The sequence below is a fragment of the Parasediminibacterium schistidii genome (assembly GCF_046546515.1).
Taxonomy (GTDB): Bacteria; Bacteroidota; Bacteroidia; order Chitinophagales; family Chitinophagaceae; genus Parasediminibacterium.
Genome location: NZ_JBKHKJ010000016.1, coordinates 38,851 through 62,416, shown reverse-complemented (window position 1 = coordinate 62,416; position 23,566 = coordinate 38,851). Strand labels below are relative to the sequence as shown.

Annotated in this window: 2 protein-coding genes; both read left to right on the top strand. The window is 45.7% G+C overall.

Annotated features, from left to right (window positions below):
• Positions 1-671 precede the first annotated feature (671 nt).
• On the top strand, positions 672-11,402 hold the full coding sequence (locus ACHFIY_RS10725) for a DUF8693 domain-containing protein (protein ID WP_410846090.1): 10,731 nt from the start codon (positions 672-674) through the stop codon (positions 11,400-11,402).
• 480 nt (positions 11,403-11,882) lie between these two features.
• Positions 11,883-23,540 (top strand): hypothetical protein, encoded by an 11,658-nt coding sequence (locus ACHFIY_RS10720; protein WP_410846089.1) that lies wholly within the window; start codon positions 11,883-11,885, stop codon positions 23,538-23,540.
• Positions 23,541-23,566 lie beyond the last annotated feature (26 nt).

Genomic DNA, 23,566 nt, shown 5'->3' with positions numbered 1-23,566 from the left:
GTGGGGCAATTTATTAGACGGCAATCATTTAAACGGTTAGGCAATACTACATTTTTAATGAGTTATGGACAAATCTTTTTTGCAAATGCTTTCCCAAACTTTCCTTCTTTTAAATGGGTTGTTTTCTCTTTTGTTTACATCCCTTTGCATTTAGTGGTACTGCATACTTTGCGGTTTAGCCATTCTTTTTAAGCAAACCAATTTGGGTTAATGTAAACGTGTATACTTTGGGTTGCGAAATTGGGTGTGGAAAAAAAAGTTAATATTTTTTTTGGTGTATTGATAAAATCACTTAGTTTTGCTTAAACGTTTATGCATTGCCATTTTATTCCCTTTAAAATAGTAGGTAAGATAAGGCAGTTAGCTTAAACGATTAACATGATTAGTTGAACGATTGACTAGTGGTTATAAAGAGCGTTTAGATACCTTTTTTTGTGTTTTGCTATATGAAAATGATTACAACTTATACTACTTATTGTAATGCACGCGACAGCCGTGATAATGGGAAGCCTAGCCATGTTGTTTGTTTTATAAGTTCTGCCTAGCAAGGCAATATGCCATCCTAAACAACCTTGCATATCTTGTTTTTTAACGTTGCCTTACATACCTAATATATGAAATACAATTCTTCGAGCGCAAATTGCCCAGTTTTTTACAAACAATTGCAGTACATGAAAAAAAGTCTCCTTTTTCGGCGTTCGCTGGCTTTTTTGATGGCAGCTGCCTGTTTTGTATTCAGTTTTAATGCTGTAAATGCTCAGACTTATTCTGTAAATGATTTCCGTTCTTTAGGAACAGGCTATGCAGTAAATACGGCAGGAACTGGAGCTGGTGCTACTGCTACAGCCGCTTTGGGCTTGGGTTATGTAACCATCACCAATGGTGGTTCTGGCTATGCTTCTGCACCCGCTGTTACTGTTGGTTTAGCAGGTGCTGGCACAGTAGGTACTGCTACCTGTGCCATTGGCAATGGACAGGTAACTGGTGTAGTGATTGGCAGCGGCGGTACCGGTTATACGGCGCCCGTAATTACTTTTTCTGGAGGAGTTGGCACGGGAGCGTCTGCTATTGCTTTGGTTTCTAGTGGTGTCATTACTGCTATTAAGGTGGTGTCAGGTGGTACGGGCTACACTTCTGCCCCCACGGTTACGATTACGGATGCCGCTGGTACTGGTGCATCTGCTACTGCACAATACAATGGTGTTGTCAGTGTTACAATAAGTGCTACAGGCACAGGATACACAAGTGTGCCTACTATTTCATTTGCTGCGGGTGCGAGTACTACAACTGCTACGGGCACAGCAGTATTAAAGGTAGTTTCCTTTACAGTAGGAAATGGCGGCACTACAGCTGCTTATACAACAAGTAGCACTCTCTTTACAACGAGCGGAGGGGCTACTATTCAAGCAGCAGGGACTGTATCTACAGTTAGTTCTGGTTCTGTTACGGCAATCACTGTAAAAAATGGCGGTGCTGGTTTTACATCAGTACCTAGTGTTACTTTTCAAGATGCCAATATAACTTCTGTATGGGAAAAGTGTACCGTGGCAGGTAGCCCGGGTACTTGGGTAACCCAAGGTTTGGGAACAACACCTGGTTCTGGTAATAATGTGTATATACAAGCTGGGCATACCATATATGAAACGGTTGGTGCTTCAGGTGCTCCAGTTGGTAACCTAACCATAGCATCTGGAGGAGCTATGACAACCGTAAACTCGGGCGGGGGTACTGTTAGCTCACTATATGTAGGTGGAAATGCTACAATTAATGGCGTTTTAGGAACCACTGTCCCTATTACTGCGGGCAACGTTACAGCAGGTGATGGCATACGTATGTTTCTTTCTGGTACGGGTACTGTTACTGTTTCGGGTGCGGGTACGCTGAATATAGCGTCCATTCGCTCGTCAGGTACAGCCCTCTCTGCTGCACAAACAATCGTTTTAGGGATGGATATGCAGATGCGCAATAATGTAACTAACCAAACCTCATTGACGCTTACTGGGGGTGGTGGGGTTGATAATTTTGGCCGGACGCTGACTGTTAATGCAGGGTATCTAGTTAAGTTGACGGGTGGTTCACCTGCTGCTTTTGGTTCAAATTCATATAGCACTACCTATGCCCCATGTAGTGGCAATAATCTTGGAAATTTTACTTTTAATATCAATGGTGCTTTGGATTGCTCAGGTGGTACTGGCACAGGTCAATTTAATTTAGAAACAACCAGTTTTACAGGTTCTTCACAAAACATAACACTCAGTGTATATGGAGGGGCTGTATTAAAGCTTGGCTCTATTGTCAGGATATTAAAAAGCCTAACAGGGCAATCAATTATTATTAATGTAGCTGATGGTGCTGTTGTCGATGGAGGCAGTGTGGCATTAAATACGGCAGGCTATTCTACAACTGCAACCAGCCAAACTGTTAATTTAGTAAATACCAGTAATTTTACTGGAACTTCACCTACAGTTTCTAGTGTAAACTATACTGCGGGTACATATAGTACTACTACTGCCGGCTCTGGCTATACTACCACTGCTCCTTTGGTGTCATTTACTGGAGGCACCTGTTCAACGGCGCCTGTGGCATATGCTACGCTAGATGGTACAGGCGGGGTAGCCTCTTATACTGTAACAGCAGGTGTTTGTTCCGTAGCCCCTACTGCTGTAGTATTTTCTTATGGTGGCGCACCTACACAATGGTTTAGCATTAATGGTAGTAGCCAAACGGGTATTGTAACAAGGCTTACTACTGCTGGTACGGCAATCCCGATTTGGATAGGAACAAATATTAGTTATAATCCTGTAACAATCAATCCTACAACTGCGTCCATTACAAGCTTTAGTGTTAAGGATGTTCAGCCCGCTGGCTCTGTAATAGCAAATGGGGTAATTAAAAAAAGATGGACTATAACACCTGCAACTGCCAGTGCAGCAACTATTGGTTTAGGATATGCAGGAGCAAGTTCTGGCCAGGGCGATGCGTCTGGAACACCTATATGCGACCCTACTGCCGCCATGTATTTGGTAAGTTCCAGTAACCAGAGTACCTGGACAAATGCAGCGGTAAGCAGTGCTTCTGCTGCGCCATCCACTACATTAATTCCAGGGGCTGCCGAGGGTGTTTCTTATTCGGCTTCCAGTGGCTGGTCTTCGTACATTGCCTTGACGAATGTAACGCAGGCTACGCCTTTGTACCAATCTGTAAATGCCACTGCATGGGGAACTGCCTCTACTTGGCAGGCTAATACAGTGCCGCCAACAAGTACAGACGATGCAATTATTGCTACGAATGTTACGGTTAGTGCTGCTGGTGCGGTGTGCAGGGATTTAACTATTAATAGTGGTAGTACGTTGACAGTTAATTCTGGTATAACATTAACCGTTTATGGCAATCTTCAGAATAATGGAACTATTGCTGGTAGCGGCACCATACAAATGGCTACTACCGGTAAAACTTTTGCTGCAGGAACCACGAACAGTGCCATATTGGAAATTGCCCCAGGTAGTAGTAATACCATTACAGCAAGTGCTAGCGGAACAGTAGGAGCTTTGGTATTAACAAGTGGCACAATGGCTGATGGTGGCTTTACCATTACCAATACTGGAAACTTGAGTGGCACTGGTGCACATACGGGTACAGGTAAAATAAAAATGACTGGTACAAGCAAGACAATATCTGGCATACCTACATTGACAAATTTAGAAATAGCCAATGGGGCTGGCAATACCATTACAGTAGGTGCTGCCTTGTCTATTGCAGGTACGCTTACGTTAACAAGTGGTATTTTAAATGATGGGGGTTATGAAATAACCCTTGCGGGCAATTTGGCAGGTACTAGTGGCACACATACTGGTTATGGCCGCTTAACCATGACGACAGTTTCAACTATAGCTGGGGGGATTACTGTTGGTAATTTCTATCAGAATGGCAATACCATAACGGCTAATGGCAGTTTTGCCGTTAGTGGCGACTTGAGGGTAAATAAGCCAGGTGGCACAGCATTTCTTTTGGGGAGCAATACAATGACCTTGGGTGGCAATATCATTAATAATGGTGGCAATGTAGCAACTATTAATGGTACTTCTTCTACTGGCAAGGTATCTATGACTGGAACAGCTACACAATCCAGTGCCATTAGTTTAACTTCTATTTCGGGCGGTACTGGCTATGCTGTAAATGACGTGATAAGTATTGCTGATCCAAATGGCAATACACATGTACCCATTAAGTTGACTGTAAATACCGTTAGTAGCGGTGCTATTACGGCCGCTACTATAAGTGATTATGGAACAGGCTATACCAGTACTTCACCTGTGTCTGGTGCTTCCATAGCAAACGTTACCAGTGCTGGTGGCAATCCTGCAACAGTAAGTGTAGTATTTACATTGGCAAACACTACTGCCAAAAAGTACTTGGCTGTTGGTAATCATAACCTGATTATCAATTATTTGGAATTAGCCAATACAGTAAGCAACAATGTTGTATCTGTAGCACCTGCAACCAGTAGGAGCATGATTGTAGCAAGCGGTTTAACATTTGCCGCTGGTAATACCTCTGGTAAAATTTTATTGGGTGAGGCAAACTCCACCACAAACAATTTTACGATTGGGAACAGTGGAAGTGCCGTAAGCGTGTCAATGAATAGTGGCAATAGCTTTAGTGCCAATGCTGCTGGGGCAGGTAATGTTATCATTAACGCTTCTGCTAGTGTAGGTACGCTATATTTTGACCAGACAACCCCGGGTACTACTAATAATTTTGCTGCTGTTACAAGTACTTTGGGCGGTGCAACAATTGGTAATAATTTGCAACCAACTGCACTAACACTTACAGCGGGTACGCTTACAGTTGGTGCAGGTGCAACATTGACCTTGCCAGCAACAGTAACGGTAACTTCGGGTACAATAGATGCTAGTAGTAGTACTGCCACTATTGCATTGACAAATGCTACCACTATTCCATCTGGGTTATTCAATCCTTCAACTATTGGCAACCTAACTGTTACCAATGCTGGGCCTACTTTAAGCCAAGCCATATCGGTAACCAATACGCTTACGGTAAATGCAACAAATGCTACTTCTTACACATTTGCTAACGGAACAAACCTTACTATGGGTTCTGGTTCCAACTATATCTATAACAAAACAAGCACGGGTGATATTACTTTAAATGGTGTACCTACGTTCTCGGGTACTGTTAACCTAAGTTATATAGGGTCTTCGGCTGTAACTACTGGCAATGAAGTTCCAACAGCAGCAGGCGTAGTAAACACTTTTACTATTAGTGGTGGTGCAAAAGTTTCGCTAAATGCAGGGTTAACTACTGCCAGCAGTAGTACACTGGTACTTTCCAGCGGTAAACTATTAATAGGGTTAAACAACTTAGTGTTGGCTAGCGGCTCTAGCATTACCGGGGCTAGTAGCAGTAATTATATTTTGTCAAGCGGTGGTACTGTAACCCGAAATGGTATAGCTGCCAATGCTTCTGCGGTCTTCCCAATAGGGTTTACCAATGCAGGTACAGATTACTATACACCTATTACCATTACTAACAAGGATGCAAGCGCAAGTGCAAACATTACTGCTAATGCGGCATTCCGCACTACTGCTGTAAATACTTCTACAGGTGTAATAAACGTACAATGGTCTGCCTTGGCAAGCCCATCTGTAAACACTAATATTACTTTTGGCTACACCAGCGGCAACTTTGCTTCAGGGTTTACGGCACCAGTATCCGGCGACCTTGGGCAATATGATGGTTCTTCTTACATAAATAGTTATTCATCTGTTTCAATAGGTGCAACTGCTACAAGTTATACTGGGCTTACATTGCCCGCGAGTGGCACTAACCAGTTTATATTGGGGAATACAGGTGCTGTTGTCGCACTTACTTATACCACTTGGACGGGTGGCACAAGCACCGATTGGGCTACTGCCAGCAACTGGAGTAGTGGGATACTTCCAACATCAACATTGGATGCCATTATCCCTTCTGGTACTACTTTTGCCCCTTTGGTTGCTGCAAGTACTACGGTCCAAGTCAATTCATTAAGCATAAACAGCAGTGCTACTGTTACTTTGGGCAGCGGTGCTACCATTACTGTAAATGGTGCAAGCATCATTAATAATGGAACGATAGCTGGCTCTACAGGTATTTTAAACCTTGCATCAACAGGCACTGCACAGTCAATTACTGGCACAGGAAATATTTATAATTTAACAATAAACAATACAAATGGGGCAGCCATAACCAGTGGGGCGCAAACGGTAACTGGCACAGTAACACTTACGGGAGGCACATTTACATTGGCTGCAAGTAGCCTCACGGTAAATGGTAGCCTTATTAGGACTGGTGGTAGTTTTGCAGGTAGCGCGCCTATATACAATACTAGCGTTCCAGTAACTTACAACGGCACTGGTGCAACCGCAGGCAATGAATTGGCCCCTGCCTCAGGGTCGTTAGGAATATTAACGATAAATTCAACAGGCACATATACCCTAGCCGCTTCTAAAACAGTTACAGGCCTGGCATTAACAGCAGGCACTTTAGCTGATGCAGGCTTTACGCTAACGGTTTCTGGCAACCTAAGTGTTGCGGGCAGCCACTCTGGCACGGGAAAAATTTCAATGACATCGGCAGCTAACAATGCAACTATATCTGGTAGCGGCACATTAGCTACATTGGAAATAGCAACTGGTAGCAATACTGTAACTGTTTCATCTGCGCCTTCCCGTATTGGTAACCTTACGCTTACTAGTGGCACATTAGCAGACGGTGGGAAGGATATTGTTGTGTCTGGAAATGTAACGGGCACAGGAACTGTTTCTGGAACTGGCAGGATTAATATGTCGCCAGTTACCACACAAACAACGGGTGGCTCCGCTACTGCAAGTGGATCAACCAGCATCACATTGTCTGCTGCCAATTCTTCTATTGTTGTTGGCCAGTATGTGTCAGCAATATTTAGTGGCATTGCAAGTGGCACCACGGTATCCACTATTTCAGGAACAACGCTTACGATTTCTACAGCTACAACTGCTGCTATCCCAGCGGGGGCTGCACTATACTTTTCAAATGCCACTAGCCCTACCTTGGGCACTTCAAGTGGCACACTTACCTTGAGCAATTTAGCCATTTCATGCTTTGCATCTGTTGCTTTAGGGGGGAATGTTGCTGTAAGTGGTGATGTTGCCTTTTTAAGGACATCTAGTAGTGTTACTGGCGCACATTTGAATGATGGTGCTTATACCCTTTCTTTTGGCGGCAATTTATTTAATAACACGCCTGCAAGGATACAAGTAAATGGCTCGTCAGGCAAATTATCTATGACGGGTACGGCCACTGCTTCTGGCTTAATTAGTACAGGTACAGTTGCCGCTGGCAATACTAACGGATTAACTGCTGGCGCAGCCACTGTAACTTTTACTGGTGGATCATTCTCAATTCCAGCCAAGGGGCTAGTATCTACTGTTAACACTGGGGCTGTATCTGCAATTACGATTACAGATCCTGGAGCAGGTTATACATCCGCACCTACTGGTTATTCTGTGGATGGCACTGCTACCTCTGGTTCAGTTACTTCTCCAACAATTGCTACTTCTACCAGCACTAAATATGTAGCGGTTGGTGGTCAAATACATGTTATCAATTTGGAACTGGCCAATACAACGGCATCCAACACGGTTGTACTTCCTTCAAACAGTTCTTTGATTTTAGCAGGGGCACTAACCTTTACTGGTGCAAATACTACTGGGTCATTTACCCTCTCTAATAGTACTAGCACGCTTTATATGGGTGGTCAAATTGGAAACTCAAGTTTAGCGTCTGGGTCTTCAATCAGCATGGCCAGTACCAATTATTTCCGTGGTGGTGTATCTTCTGGTACAGCGGTAGGTACTATAAATATAACTTCCACAACGGTTGCTTTTGGTACCCTTTATTTCGACCCAGCAGCTAATTACTTTAGTGGGTTTTCTCTCAATAATACCGGCGCAAGTGGTACAGTTGTACTTGGCAATTCGGTAGCAGTTACTAGTGCACTTACATTGACAACAGGGACATTATCCTTGGCAAGCGGTACAAGTTTTAGTATGTACGCCACAACCATTACAAGGACAAGCGGCGTGATAGATGCGAGCAATGCGAATGCGACGGTTACATTGGCTAATGCAACTACTATACCTGCATCAACATTCAGCCCAGCGACAATAAGCAATTTGGTGGTAACGAATGCATCCCCTACGTTGAGCCAAGCAATCGCGGTAACCAATGGGCTTACCTTGAACAGCACCAATGCCAGTACCTCCACATTTGCCAATGGCAGCAATTTAACGATGGGCGCAGGTTCTTCCTTTACATACAATAAAACTAGTACTGGCTCCTTGGTGCTTGGCGGCGTGCCAACTTATGCCGGCACTGCCAACTTTAGCTACACAGGCACTGTCGCCACTACAATGGGCGTAGAAGCGCTTGCAGCTACAAATGTCATCAATAATTTGGTAATCAACAACGCAGGCGGTGTTACATTGAACCAATCGCAGGGAGCTACTGTAAATGGTGCATTGACATTGACAAGCGGCAAAATTACCCTTGGCACGAGCAACCTTGTGTTGGCTTCTGGGGCAACTATCAGCGGCAACAGCAGCAGCAACTATGTGGTAACCAATAGTACTGGTGTATTCACAAGGAATTCAGTTGGCAACTCAGCAACGCTATTCCCGATAGGGACAACTACAAGTTATGCGCCATTGAATATTACTAATACAACAGGTACATCCAATTTGTCTACTGGTGTACAAAATACTTATACCAACCAGCCAGGGGACAGCACGCAAGTGCTGAAACTGCAATGGGGCGTATTGGGCAGCGCGGCAACAACGGCAACGGTGCAGTACCAGTTCAACACGGCAGATTTTTCTTCGGCCTTCCTTGTAGGCAGCACCTGCGAGCTGGGTACATACAAGACTTCTTATGTAGTAAGCAACCTTGGCACGCCAACAGGCAGCAACCCTTATACTTTAACAGCATCTGGGCTTTCTATCCCTGCAAGCGGGAATAATTACTATGTAATTGGCAACACGGGCAACGTGGTGGTAACCGCCACCACCTGGACAGGCGCATTAAGCACGGCGTGGGCCACGGCAGCCAACTGGAGCAATGGCGTACCGACATCAAATGTTGACGTGGTGATAGCCTCTGCAAGCAAATCGCCGATATTGGCAGCCAGCCAAGGCGTAAAGAACCTGACTATCAACAGTGGTGCAACCTTGTCCCTTAACAGCGGGGTTAGCTTGTCGCCAACATTGAACTTCACGAACAACGGTACCATCAATGGCACAGGCACTTTGGTGCTGGGCGGCACATCGCCCCAAACCTATAGCGGCACGGGCACTGTAGCTAGCCTTACCTTGAACAACAGCAACGGTGCAACTGTAAGCAGTGGCAGCAGCAAGTTGAATATCACGGGCGTGTTGACCCTGCAAAGCGGCACTTTGGTAACCAATAGCAATGTGGTGTTCAAATCTAACAGCATTGCCAGCAGCGGAACGCTTGCACCAGTTGGCACAAGTGGCAACAGTGGCAGCATCAGCGGCACGGTTACAGTAGAAAGGTACATACCTAGCGGTTACCGCAGCTACCGCGACATCGCCCCAAGTGTGTACAATACATCCAACACCCTGTACAATACCTACCAAGAAAGCGGCAGCTATAGCAAGAGTGGTTATGGCATGTTCATCACAGGCGGCACAGGTGTTGCTGGCACAACCAGCACCCCCAACAGCATAGATGCGAACCACTTTGACGTGAGTGCCAATGGTGTGAAAACGGCCTATACCTACATAAATGGCAATTGGGCAACTGTTGCCAACACCAATGTGTTAGTAACGCCTTTCACGGGCTACAGGCTATTGATCAGGGGCGACAGGAGCTTCAACCTTTACGGCACTGGCATACCCAACACGCCACTAGGCTTGTTGATGTACAACGCCACTAGGTTGGAGGCAAGCGGCACATTGGTTACGGGCAATGTTACTTATGACCCAACAGGCGTGAGCAACGCAGTTACGGGCAGCACTTATGCCAACAGCACTTACGCTTTGAACAATGCCACAGACAGCAGCTTCAACTTGGTGGCCAACCCTTATGTTTGCCCTGTTGACTGGAGCAAGCTAACAAGGGACAGCATAGAAGGCTACTACTATTACCTGGACCCAACCATTGGCGCAACAGGTGCCTATGTGGCGGGCAACTCGGTGAGCAACCCTTACATACAAGCTGGGCAGGCCATATTCATCCAGAACAAGAAAGGCTATCCTAAGTACCCAGTGATTGGCTTCACGGAAGCAGCCAAGGCACCTGGCAACCAGACAGCAGTTTTCGGCATCAGCAGCAAATTGCCACTTGCTTTGTTAAGGGAAGAAACTGCTGGCAGTGGAAAATATCACAAGATGGACATAGCTAGTATTGTTTTTAGCGACAGTTATAGTAATGGCTACAATAGCAACGAGGATGCGCCTAAACTGGATAACAGCAGCGACAACCTGTCCATAAGGGAACTAAGCGCCACCAAGGCATTGAGCATCGATGGCAGGCGGCCAGCCACAACGGGCGATATTATCGCTATCCAGTTGGCACAGGTAGTGAAGGCTAATTACCAATTGCAAATAGATGGTTCAAGCTACAACAGCAATGGCCTTACGCCTTATATATACGATGGCTATACCAAAACCTACACTGCACTTGAGAGCAGCCTGAACACCATTAGCTTCGCAGTAGTCAACACTGTTGCCGCCACTTATGCCAATAGGTTCAGGATTGTGTTCAAGCCAACGGTGCTGGCAGTGAACAGCATTACAGCGACTGCAACATTGAATAGCAGCAACAGTGCAGCCACCATCAACTGGAACACAGTAGGGGAGGACAAGGTAACAAGCTACACGGTAGAAAAGTCAACCGATGGCGCAAGCTATACCAGCATCTGCACAGCAGCAGCCAAGAACACGGCTACTGCGGCATACAGCTATGTGGACAACAGCGTAGCAACAGGTACTACATACTACCGCATAAAAGCCATAAGCACAGATGGAAGCACAGCTTACAGCAATGTAGTTGCACTTACAACGTATAACGTACAACTTACAACGTATAACTTATACCCTAACCCACTCATCGGCAAAGTGCTGAACGTGAAACTGTCAAATGTCACAGCAGGTAAGTACACAGTAAGTATGTACAATAGCATAGGTCAGAAAGTGCATGAAGAAGTAGTAAGCCATAACGGCGGCACTGCTACTCATAGCCTAAGCATCACTGAAAAACTGGCGAATGGGGTTTATAATGTTACTATCAGTTCTGCCAATAGCAAAGGCGTGGTTTATGAGATGAGTGTAACGGTGCAGTAAAAGGCATAAAACAATTAATCTTCAGGGGCGGAGGGTTTAATAATCCTTCCGCCCTTTTTTACTAGTTTGGGGTAATGGACAAAATTGATGCTCAAATTCCCTGTAATTAAGGCTAGCATTGTGTTTTAAGCAATCAAAGCATTTCCAATAGAATATTGATTACAAAAAAACATCTAAAATGCAGTACTGGCAAGTATTGTATGAGTTTTTTAAGGCATTGGAACTCAGAAAACAGCATCAATTTTGTCCATTACTCCACTAGTTTAAAAGCCTATATCTTCAAATCCAAAATTTATACCCCAAAAAAAATCCTAATTGCCACCCTATAAATAATATTTTGAAATTAGCAAAATTTTAAGCAAATTCGCTTAAACGTTTGTGCGATTGTTTTTACCCTTTTAGGTTTTTCTATTTTTCCGTTTTATCAACATTGGCTGCTCATGATATATCGTATAAAAAACGTGTTTGCCCACTTGTTATATGAAAAAAAATATACTTACTAGTTTTTTCACGCCCTTATGCTTTTTGTTAGTTACAAATAGTGCCCTTTCGCAGGCAGCTTTGGATGTATTGGCATTTGGCAACCCGATGCAGGAAGCTGCTCACGGCATTGTAGATACATTGAGCGATACCTATAATGGCTTATATGGCAACAGTGCCAGGCGTTTTTTGCCGCAAAGTACCCCTTACTATTATGGTGGAGAAGCTACTTTTACCATGGCGGTTGACTCTGCACAGCAAAACTACTTTACCGTGAAAATGTCTGGCAGCGAGTATAACCCCACGCAAGCCAACGGCCGCATACTGCTAGATTGCGAAGGTTTAGAAGTGGGCTACCGGCATGGCAGCGATGAAGACGTATTTATTGACCAAAGCGGAGCACCCATTGCTTCGGGGTCGTTTTGGTACAGGACAGTGCCGCTGCCCTTTAATTTAACGCATGGCAAAACATCGGTAAAAATCCGTTTACATTCTACCGGATGGTTCTTTTTTTATGGTACTATCTGGCAATACAATACTTACCAACAAACGCTAACTGCCCCAACGGTGGGTGTTTATAAAGCCTATACCCATACCAATGCATACGTGCCACTGCCTGCAAGCGATGTACAGGGCATTTTTCCATCTTACACGGTTGCACCTAAACGGAACACGAATGGCGAAGAAGCCCTGCAAACCCTAAAAACCAATTGCAACAACCGGATTACGAATTTGCTGAACGGAGCTGATTATATGGTGCCTTACAACAACAACAATTACAACGATGTAGAATACTTGGCTCAATCGTATTTCCTTTCTTGGACGATTGGGTACAATAACCCTGCTATTATCCAAAAGGTAATGAATGCCATTGACTCTAACTGTGCCAACTACAACAGGGATAGTACACTTGTAAACGCTTGGGGCGGTGCTTATGGCAGGCTTGGCTATGCCGCATTTTTGATTTACGCCCAAATAAGCAACAGGCTGGATTCTACTTTTAATTTTGGCAACGGCACCAAAACAAGGCGGCAATATTGGAGCACGATGTTCAAGGCAAGTTTTGACAATGGTCGTTTGTATAGGCGCACCATTACAAACCAAGACCTTGAATGCACGATGAGCATGTATGGGGCAAACATGATCTTGCAAAAAATAGATATAGCCAATTCTATACCCACATCCAAAGCCTTGAATTATATATATCAAGCAATGGGGCTGGCGGAATGGACGGGCAGCGAATCGCAGTCTGGCGTGCCTACTTATCCTTTTGGACGTGGTTATTATATGATGACCACCAAAGGCACTTCGCACGAGCCCGGCTGGGTGTCGCAGGATTGCTATGGCAACCTAGGCGGCAAGTTTTATGAGATGTTCCGGATGAGCGGGGACAGCACTATCTTGAATCGGGCTGTACAGCACGAGAAAATACATAGCTATTTCAGGTACCCTTCCACAGATGCGGGTGGGTTTAAGGCAATACTAAGCGAAGGGGCTATCTGCTGGCGCAATCAATCTGTGCCGGGGGCAATGCACTATAATGGTGGCCTATGGGTGCCTGCTGCTTCGCAGGACAATGCCCTATTAGGAACGCTGAAACAAATGGTGGACGATGGACAATTTTTTTACGATATGCTGAATGATGCAGGTTCATCGCCCATTGAAAGCAGGTGGCTTTTCCTTCCAGACATGTATGCCCAATATAAAGCCATGGCTCCATCATCAGTCCTAAACCCTTGTACCCCTGGGCAGCCAAACTATACAGTGGCAGACGAGCAAAACGGCATCATTGCCATTAAATATAATAAGGAAAACTTTTTTATCATGCTGTACCGCCGGGCTTATGCCATTAATAACCTGGCAAAAATACACCATATTACCCCTTATACCCAACGCATAGTAGAAGCCGCCGTGCCAGATACCCGCTTTACCCCAAGCGGTACCTATATAACAATGCCCTATACGCCGCAAGACCCTACGGGTGGCACGCCGCCTGACAACCCCGTAAGTGCCTATGGTGGCATACAACAGCCAGTGCCTCAACTGGCAGATGGCACTACCGCTGTACAAAACAGGGCTATCGCCAATTTTTATAGCCTTCGCTATGGCAGTTACTTTATGGGCATGAACACTACGGCCAGCCAAACCTATACCCTAAATGTGCCTGCACCATTTGTAGGTACACAAGCTGTGAACTTATTCACGGGGGCAAAAGTTACAATGCCCGCCTCTTTTACGGTAAGTCCATCTACTACCATAGCTTATTATTTGGATTCTACAATAGCCATCCCATCAGATACCTTCCAAACTGCCACCCCCAAAACCTATTATTCCCAAGGCAGTTTAGATGTCGCTACTTTTTCTAGTTGGAACACAGTTGCCACCGGAGGTGGAACTTCGCCCACTAGCTTTGCAACTGCCGATACATTTATTATCCAAAGCGGTCATTCCATGACAACGAGTGCATCATGGAGTGATTATGGGTCAGGGGCAACAATGGACATTAAAACTGGGGCAACATTAACGGCGACCAACTTAGTTGCCGTAACCAATTTTATTTTGGAGAAAGGCGCTAGTTATATCCACAATGTAACAGATACCAATGCTTATCCATCTAATGGATCGGTAACTATGCTGCCGGGAAGCAGCTTGAGAAGCATTGGCAAAAGCAGCAATGTGGAAATACAAAAATGGGCCAATGGAGGTACCGCACCAGTGGCGCTGCCAACCATCCCTAGCGGATGGGGTAACCTAAAAATTAATGTAGCTAACCTGAATGGCAGTTGGGTGCAAGGTGGCACCTTGATAGTAAACGGCGATTTAACCATTGCCCAAACGGGTGGCGGCACCAATGTTTTTAAACTGGTTTCCACAGGTGCCATTAGTGATTCGGTGAAAGGGAATTTCTACATTCAAGGGGGTAGGTTTGCTGTTTCGCAAGTTACTACGGGATCGTATGGCAGTCCATACGCCCTGATTGTTTCCGGCAATTACCAGCAAACGGGGGGTTATTTTACTTTATTTGATTGGTGTGGCAATGGCGACATGGGTTATCTAAGTGTTGGGGGCAACATGACTGTTTCTGGCGGCTACTTTCTTAGCTCTGGGTTTTATAGCAATGGGAATACTTCTTCTACGACCATTGCCAACGCTTCTACCATTTCAGGCATTAGTACTGGCATGGGTGTGGCAGGTGCGGGCATTGCCAATGGGGTTACGGTGAACGGCACGCCTTCTGGCAGTACCATTACCATTACCACTAACGCAAGCGGTGCAAATGGAACGGCATTGCCATTGTTTGCGGGCACTACTTTTACTGGGACTACTACAAGTGGAAGCAACCAGATTAGTTCTGTTTCTTCCACGGCAGGATTATCAACAGGCATGAAAATTGGCGGAGCCAATATTCCTTATGGCACTACCATTACCGCCATTTCTGGCAGTACCCTTAGCATTTCCCAATTGGCATACAATAGTGGCACTGTTACCCTAGTGCCAGGCACCGTAACGTTTACGGGCGATGTGTATGCCTCTGGCGGCAATGCCCAAACCAATATAAGCTGTGCAGGTAATTTCCTGTTAAACGGGGGGGCTTTTGGTTTTTCCATAGCTACAACGCTTCGTACACATGGCATGCAGGTGGGGGGTGATTTTACGGTTGCGGGAGGTGGCACATTTGTAAACCCAGGCAATTGGGGTACTAATGCGGGAGGTGTGAATATTTTACTATACCCTGGTGCTTCCAGTACATCCTCGTTAACGCTGCCCAACACGTCCACCGCCAATAGCAATATATTGTGGACGGTAGCAACTGGCAAAACAATTAACCTTGGCTCCAACATAGGCATGGGCAAATACTTTGCAGTGGCAGGCACGCTAAACATGGGCAGCTATAGTTTTTCCGGTGGCACTTTGAATGTGCTTTCCAGCAATGGGTTTAATTTCACGGGTACTTTAAATACGAATAATACCAACAATATAGCCGCCTATAGTGCCGTTAACAATATTGCGATTGGGATGCCTGTTACTTTCAGTACTGCTGGGCTTTTATTCCCTAATACCGTTATTACCCAAATTAGTAGCACGCAAATGGGCATTTCCCCTGCATCGGTTACTGCTACAAGCTACACAGGTACTTTTACCGTAGCCCCTTTCGCTGGCACGGTTACCACTGCCGCTACAGGTACTTTCCCCGCTTTACTGGGTGCTAGTACAAGGAATATTTATTCCGGTACTAATTATGGTTTCAATAGTTCATCTGCACAAACCATTGGTAGTTTCAGTTCCATAAAAACAAATGCCTATGGCGGGGTTACCAGTGGCAGCAACACGGTAACGCTAAACACCGCCAATAGCAACATTGCGGTAGGGCAAACAATAACAGGCACAGGCATACCAGGCAGTACAACCGTTACTGCCTATGATGGCAATGTAACCCTCACCTTATCTGCCAATGCCACTGCCACGAACAGCAATTTGAGTTTCTCTTTCTTAGATGCAGTGCCTACCATTAGCACTTTGGCATTAAGCGGCAACAAAACGGTTACGCTTAGCGCGGCTGTAAAAGTAGCAGACACTACTACGCTCACTTCCGCAACAGATATTTTGAATTTAAATGGCAATACCTTAACCCTAGGAAATACAGGGAAGGCACATACTATCAGGGGCAACGGCTTTTTGCAGGGCAGTACTACATCAAGCCTCAGCTTGTTGGGAACAGGAATCACGGGTAATATACCTTTTACAAGCAACCTGAATGTAAATAACCTAATGGTAAACTTACCCTCCGGTGCTGCTATATTAGGCACCAACCTTACGGTAAATGGTGTGCTTACGCTTACAAATGGCAAGGTTGCAACAGGCAGTAACAATTTGATAATGGCCACTGCTGGTTCTGTAACCCGTACAAATGGGTGGGTAAATGGCTATTTGCGCAAGAACGTAGCTACTGGCACAAACGTAGCCCGCAGTTTTGAAATTGGGGATACAGGCAATTATACACCCGTAAGCCTAACTTTTGCAAGCGTAACCACGGCGGGCGATTTATTGGTTTCCACTACCACCCCTGCTACTGCAGAGCCGCATTATGCTTCTTTTCCGTTAAGCAAATCAAAATACCTTAACCGTTATTGGACATTGGTAAATGCCAATACATTGGCATTTACCAATTATAATGGGACGTTTAATTATATCAGTGCAGATTCTATAGCTGGTACTAATACCAGCAGTTTGCTAGGCAGCATCTACAGTAGTTCCTGGTCAACAGGTGTAGCAGCAACAGCGGGTACGCAAAGTGAAACCATTTCCTCACGCACGGTATTGGGCAATGTATTGTTTGCGGAATGTGTGGGGCCTACTTTGTTTAGCCTAACGGGCGGGGGCAGTAGCTGCACAGCCGGGACGGCATTCCCGATAGGGCTTTCTGGTTCACAATCAACGGTCAATTACCAGCTTCAAAATAATGGCACCAACCAAGGCAGCCCGATTGCAGGTACCGGGGCAGCTATTGGTTTTGGTTCGCTAACAACTGCGGGTACTTATACTGTGATAGCAACTGCATCAGGCGGTTGCTCCACAACCATGACGGGCTATGATACCATTGTGTACCCCGCATCGGTTACCCCGAGTGTAAGTGTTGCGGCAAGCCCAGCCACCACTATTTGTGCTGGCACATCCGTAACCTTTACGGCTACACCCATTAATGGCGGAACTGCACCTGTGTACCAATGGAAAAAGAATGGCAGCAATGTTGGCAGCGGCGGCACAACCTATACCGATACAACATTGAATAATGGCGATATAATTGTTTGTCAAATGACGGCAAACAATGCCTGCCAAACAGCCAGTACAGCCAATAGCCCCAATACAACCATCACCATTTTGTCCAAAACCAGTTCTACTACCAATGTGGGTGTATTTTATGGCTCGGGCTATACATTTAATGGGACAACTTATTACCTACCCGGTACTTATACCTATCACTTAACCAATGAATCGGGTTGCGATAGTGCAGCAACATTGGTCTTGTCCATCATCCCACAAACCTATACATGGAAGGGTGGTACTAGTGGCAGCTATACTAGCGCCACCAACTGGAATCCTTCACGCAACAATGTATCTGCAAGCGATACGCTTTTGTTTGATGGCAACAACATCAATGGTTCTGGTGGCACAGGTACTGTAACCGTAAGCAATATGGCCACAGAAACCATTGCGAAGCTGATGTTCCAAAATAGCCCCACGGTAAATTTTTCGACTAATAATGCCAAACTAACCATCAATGTAGAACTGGCATTGAATGGCACGATGAACGACGGGGGCAATGTTATTTCGTTGCTTGGCAATATCACAGGCAATGGCACGCATACTGGCTTTGGAAGGATAGAACTACCAAGTATCACGTCTATTGATTCGGGCGTAACCCTTGGCAACTTATTCCTAGTGAATAGCAATAGCATCATAGTCAACGGCAGTTTTGCCATCAGCAACGATTTGCGGGTTTATCGGCCTAATGGTACTATTTTTAATATGGGTGTCAATACCACCATCACCATTGGGGGGAACATTTTCAACAATAGCGGCAATGTAGTTACTATGTCTAACACGGGTAAAATTTCCATGACAGGTACTTCCACGCAATCTGGTATTATGACCATGGCGGTAAGCTCGGGTGGGTCGGGCTATACCAATGGAAGCACCATCACATTTGCCAACCCTAATGGCGGTGTGGCAGCTACTGCCACCATAGCTGTTACCAGCGGTGCAATAACTGGGGTTACCATTACAGAATTTGGTACTGGCTACACTACCGCACCTACTAGTTTTACGGGCGGCGGTGGCACTGGCGGGGTAATTACCTGTACCATTGCTGCTACCACTGCAAAAAAATACCTGGCCGTTGGCAACCACAATGTGCAATTCTATAACCTGGAACTAGCCAATACAGCTGCTAACAATATCATGGCGGTAGGCCCTTCTAATTTCAGGTCTGCCATTGTTACCAATGCCCTCAGCTTCACGGCTGGCAATACCTCTGGCAAAATTGGGGTGGGTGAATATAGCAGCAACAATTTCACCATAGGTAATGGCAGTATTGCCACTACCGTATCCATGAACCCCGGCAATAGTTTTAGTGCTTATGCAGCGAATGCAGGTAATGTGGTGATTAATGCAACCGCCCCTGTTGGCACTATTTATTTTGACCAAACAACACCCGGCACTACCAATTCATTGTCTGGGTTAACGCTGACAGCGGGCGGTGCTACTTTGGGCAATGCCGTAAATACTGTTAGCCTAACTTTAACGTCAGGCACGCTAAACGATGGTGGCAATACCATTTCTGTTTCAGGCAATGTAACAGGCACTGCCTCTGGCGTGCATACGGGTTATGGGCAGTTGAAAATGACAGCCTCCAATACTAGCATTGGTGGGAATGTAACACTAGGCAACTTGAGACTAACCAATTCTACCATCAACGCAAGCGGGAATTTCACCGTTGCCAACGATTTGCGGATGGACAGGAACGGCGGCGGCACATTGAGCCTAGGAACAAATACACTTACATTGGGCGGCAATGTTGTAAACTACAATACTGCTGGCAACAATGTGTTTTACATAACCGCCTCTACAGGTGGCAAGCTATCTATGACGGGTACATCTACTCAGTCTATTATATATGCAGTTACACTATCTTCCGGTGGTTCTGGCTATACGGTTAATCAAACCAATACCCCTTTTACGATACTGAACCCCAACGGCGGCGTTGCTGCTGCTGGAACGTTTAATACAAACAGCAGTGGTGCTGTGTCTTCCATTTCCCTTACAGAATACGGCACTGGCTATACCGTAGCCAACCTGCCAACCAGTTTTGTGGTAACCAGTACGGGGCTTAGTGGTACCAGTGGCACCCCTGCTGTAATTGCCTGTTCCATAGCCGCTACTACGTCTAAAAAATACATTGCACTGGGGGCGCATAATATGGTAACCAATTATTTAGAGCTGGCCAATACTACGCCAAATAATAAAGTAGCTATTGCACCTGGAACCAGCAGGTCAGTTACGGTAAACAATGGGCTAACCTTTACAGCAAGTAATACTTCGGGCAAGATAGTAGTAGGCGAGGTTGCTTCAAACACGCTCCAATTGGGTGGATATACTTCGGCAACTGCTTGCACGGTATCCATGAACCCTGCCAATAGCATCAGCACGGCTGCCGCAGGGGCTGGCAACCTGTACATTAATGCTACTGCTTCTGTTGGCACTGTTTATTTTGATACCACTACCCGTGGCACTACCAATGCGCCTGCCTTGCTGAACAATATTACGGGCGGCTGCACCATTGGCAACGATGTGAAATTGTCTGGCCTTACAAACACCGCAGGCATACTTACCATAGCACCCGGCGCAACAGTTACTTTGCCCACCAGCATTACTTTGGGTACAGGGGTGATAGATGCCAGCAACAATACGGCAGGCATTGCATTGGTAGCTGCTACCACTATCCCAGCATCTACTTTTAGTCCGGCCAGCATTGGTATTTTATCGGTAACGAATGCAGCACCTACATTAAGCCAAGCGGTATCTGTAACCAATTCCCTTGCTTTAAATGCTACTACTGCCGCCTCTTATGTTTTTGCAAACGGCAGCAATTTAAGTTTGGTAGATGGTGCCAGCATCATTTGCAACAAAACTGGCACAGGCAGGCAAGCATTGGCACAAATACCTACTACCACTGCAAACACTACGGTAAATGCCAGCTATACAGGCACGGTGGTAGATACAATAGGTATCCATAGCGAACTGCCCACGGTGGCTGCGGTAAAAAAACTTACCATTGGCAACAATGGGAATATCCTTCTACCATCCAATTTAACTACTGCTAAAAACGGCGCGCTTACATTGGTTGTTGGCAAGTTGGTTTTGGGTAATTATAACCTTACCCTCGATTCGGGTTCTGCTGTAATAGACACCACTTTAACCAGTTATGTGTATGTAAATGGCACAGGCAGGCTTATTAGGAACAAGTTGGGCACGGTTGCAAGTTTGTTCCCCATAGGCACAGCAAGTTCTTATGCGCCATTAACCTTGACCAATACCGCAGGCAGCCCCAATATTAGTGTGGGGGTACAAACAGCCATTAGCAATGCAGTGGCAGACACCTCTAAAATAGTAAAGCTGCAATGGTCTGTTACGGGTGGCAGTGGTAGCAACACGGCCGATATTACCTATCAGTTTAATGGCACTGACAAGGCAAGTGCTTTTTCCACAAATGCTAACTGCGAGGTCGGCAATTATACAACTGCCTATACCAAAACCAGCGTAGGCTTACCAGCAGGTACAAATCCATATAACGTAACCGCAACGTCGCAAATCATTGCGGCTAGCGGCACTAATTTGTACGTAATTGGCAATACAGATGCCATTTACCCAAGCTGCGTGGCAGGTACTTATATAGGGGTAACGGGCGGCGATGCCAACAACCCGTCAAACTGGTGTGGCGGTGTAGTGCCAACCGCTTCTACCAACGTAACTATTAGTGGCACTACCCCAATGCTAACCACTAATTTATCGGTGAACAACCTTGCCCTTTCGTCTGGTTTAAACCTGAACGGGTACAACCTTACTGTGAATGGCACTGTTTCAGGAACAGGTGCTATAACTGGATCTGCCACATCTGGGTTAGCTATGTTGGGTACAGGCACTTTATATTTTGATCAAACCTCGCCCGGCGACACCAATGTATTGGATACCTTGATTGTAAATAGTAGCGGCACGGTTGCCTTGGGCAATGGGCTGAATGTGATAAACCTTGTAAAGCCTACTGCTGGTATTTTGGCATCGGGTGGCAACCTCACGCTTGTTTCCAATGCTGCCACTGGCACAGCAAGGGTAGCGCAAGGAGGGGTTAATGGGGGCTATATTACCGGTAAAGTTACCCAGCAGCTGTACATCCCTGCTAAAACAATGCGCAAGTCGAGTTTTATAGGCAGTTCTGTAACACAAAGGTTAGACAGCGCATGGCAGCAACAAATCTATATTACAGGTGCAGGCACAGGCGGTACTGTCTGTGGTACGGGCGGCAGCCAGTTCAACAGCAACGGCTTCGACAAAACACAAAGCAACAAGCCAAGCATGTACACCTGCCAAGCAGTGGCAGTAAATGGCAGCAGGTGGGTTTCTGTGTCCAATACCAATGCCACGCTGCTTTCCCCAGGCACGGGGTATTCGATGAACATAAGGGGCGACAGGAAAGTGGGTAGCTGTGCGGACCAATTAAACAGTTATACCCCAGCAGCACCAGTGAGCGTGGTGCTAAGTGCCACAGGGCTTTTGACGCAAGGGCCAGTTACAGTAGCACTAAACGACACTGCAAATTACCTTTATTCATTATTGGCCAACCCTTACCCATGCCAGATGCGGTTTACCGCTTTCCAAGCTACAAACCCAGCTATCAACAACAAGATGTGGACATACAGCCATTATGGCAATGGCAACTATACTACTTATTCCAATGGGTTGGTTACCAATGCCGCGGCAGGATATGATGACACAAAAGGCGATTTCATTGCCATTGGGCAGGCTTTCTTTGTGGAAGCCAACAAAACAGGCACATCCATTACTTTTAGGGAGACACATAAGATAGACTCCACCATACCCAACTTCAATTATTTTGGCACAAGCAATGAGCAAATAATCAGGATGGGGCTATACTCAACCACAGATACCCTGCTAGATGAAATAGCAGTACGCTATAATAACCAAGGCAGCAAGGATTATACCCCCAACTGGGACGCAGAATCGCTTAGCAGTGGCAGCCAAACGCTGGCAAGCAGTAAACCCAATTATTCATTGGCCATTTCCACTCGCCCATTTGGCTTGGTGCAAGATACTGTAACGCTACTCATAACAAGCACGCAAACGGGCAGTTTCCGCTTGCGTTTCAAGCAGTTGACAGGTTTTGCTGCTGGCAGTCTGTTATTAAAAGACAAGCTGGTAGGCACAGAACAAGACATTACCCTGAACCCTATTTATGATTTCACCGTTACAGCCGATACCAACAGCAAAGGCAAGGGGCGGTTTGAATTAATAGTAAACCAAGCAACGGCATTGCCCACCACTTTTACAAGCCTGTCGGGAAAGCTGACAAATGGGGCAACAGTATTAAACTGGGCCGTAGCAAACGAGGCTAGCATAGCCAGCTATGCAGTAGAACATAGCACAGACGGGGCAGTGTATAGCAGTATTGTTTCGGTAAAGGCAATTGGTAAAACCGCTTATACAGCCATGGACCCTGCACCAGCAAGCGGCACCAACTACTACCGCATAAAAGCTATAAGTACAAATGGCAGTATTGTGTATAGCAATACCGTATTGGTAGAAAATAGTGCAGTAAACAATATATATGTAAAACTATACCCCTCTGTAGTAACAAGCAACCAGTTGAACCTGTATTTCTCAGGCATGGAAGCAGGTGCTTACACAGTAGTAGTGTACAGTATGCTCGGGCAAGCGATTTTGAAAAAAGGCATTGACCATGCAGGCCATAAAACTGTACACACAATATATCTAGACAAAACAAAACCCGCAGCAGGAACTTACCAGATAGCAATACTAAAAGATGGGAAACATATAAGCAACGCAACTTTTGTGGTGGAGTAGGGGTTTAATATTTCGCCACAATAACA

What these genes read in the sequence shown, in the direction of transcription:
- ACHFIY_RS10720 (WP_410846089.1), top strand. Translation starts at nt 11,883, where the DNA reads ATGAAAAAAAATATACTTACTAGTTTTTTCACGCCCTTATGCTTTTTG.
- ACHFIY_RS10725 (WP_410846090.1), top strand. Translation starts at nt 672, where the DNA reads ATGAAAAAAAGTCTCCTTTTTCGGCGTTCGCTGGCTTTTTTGATGGCA.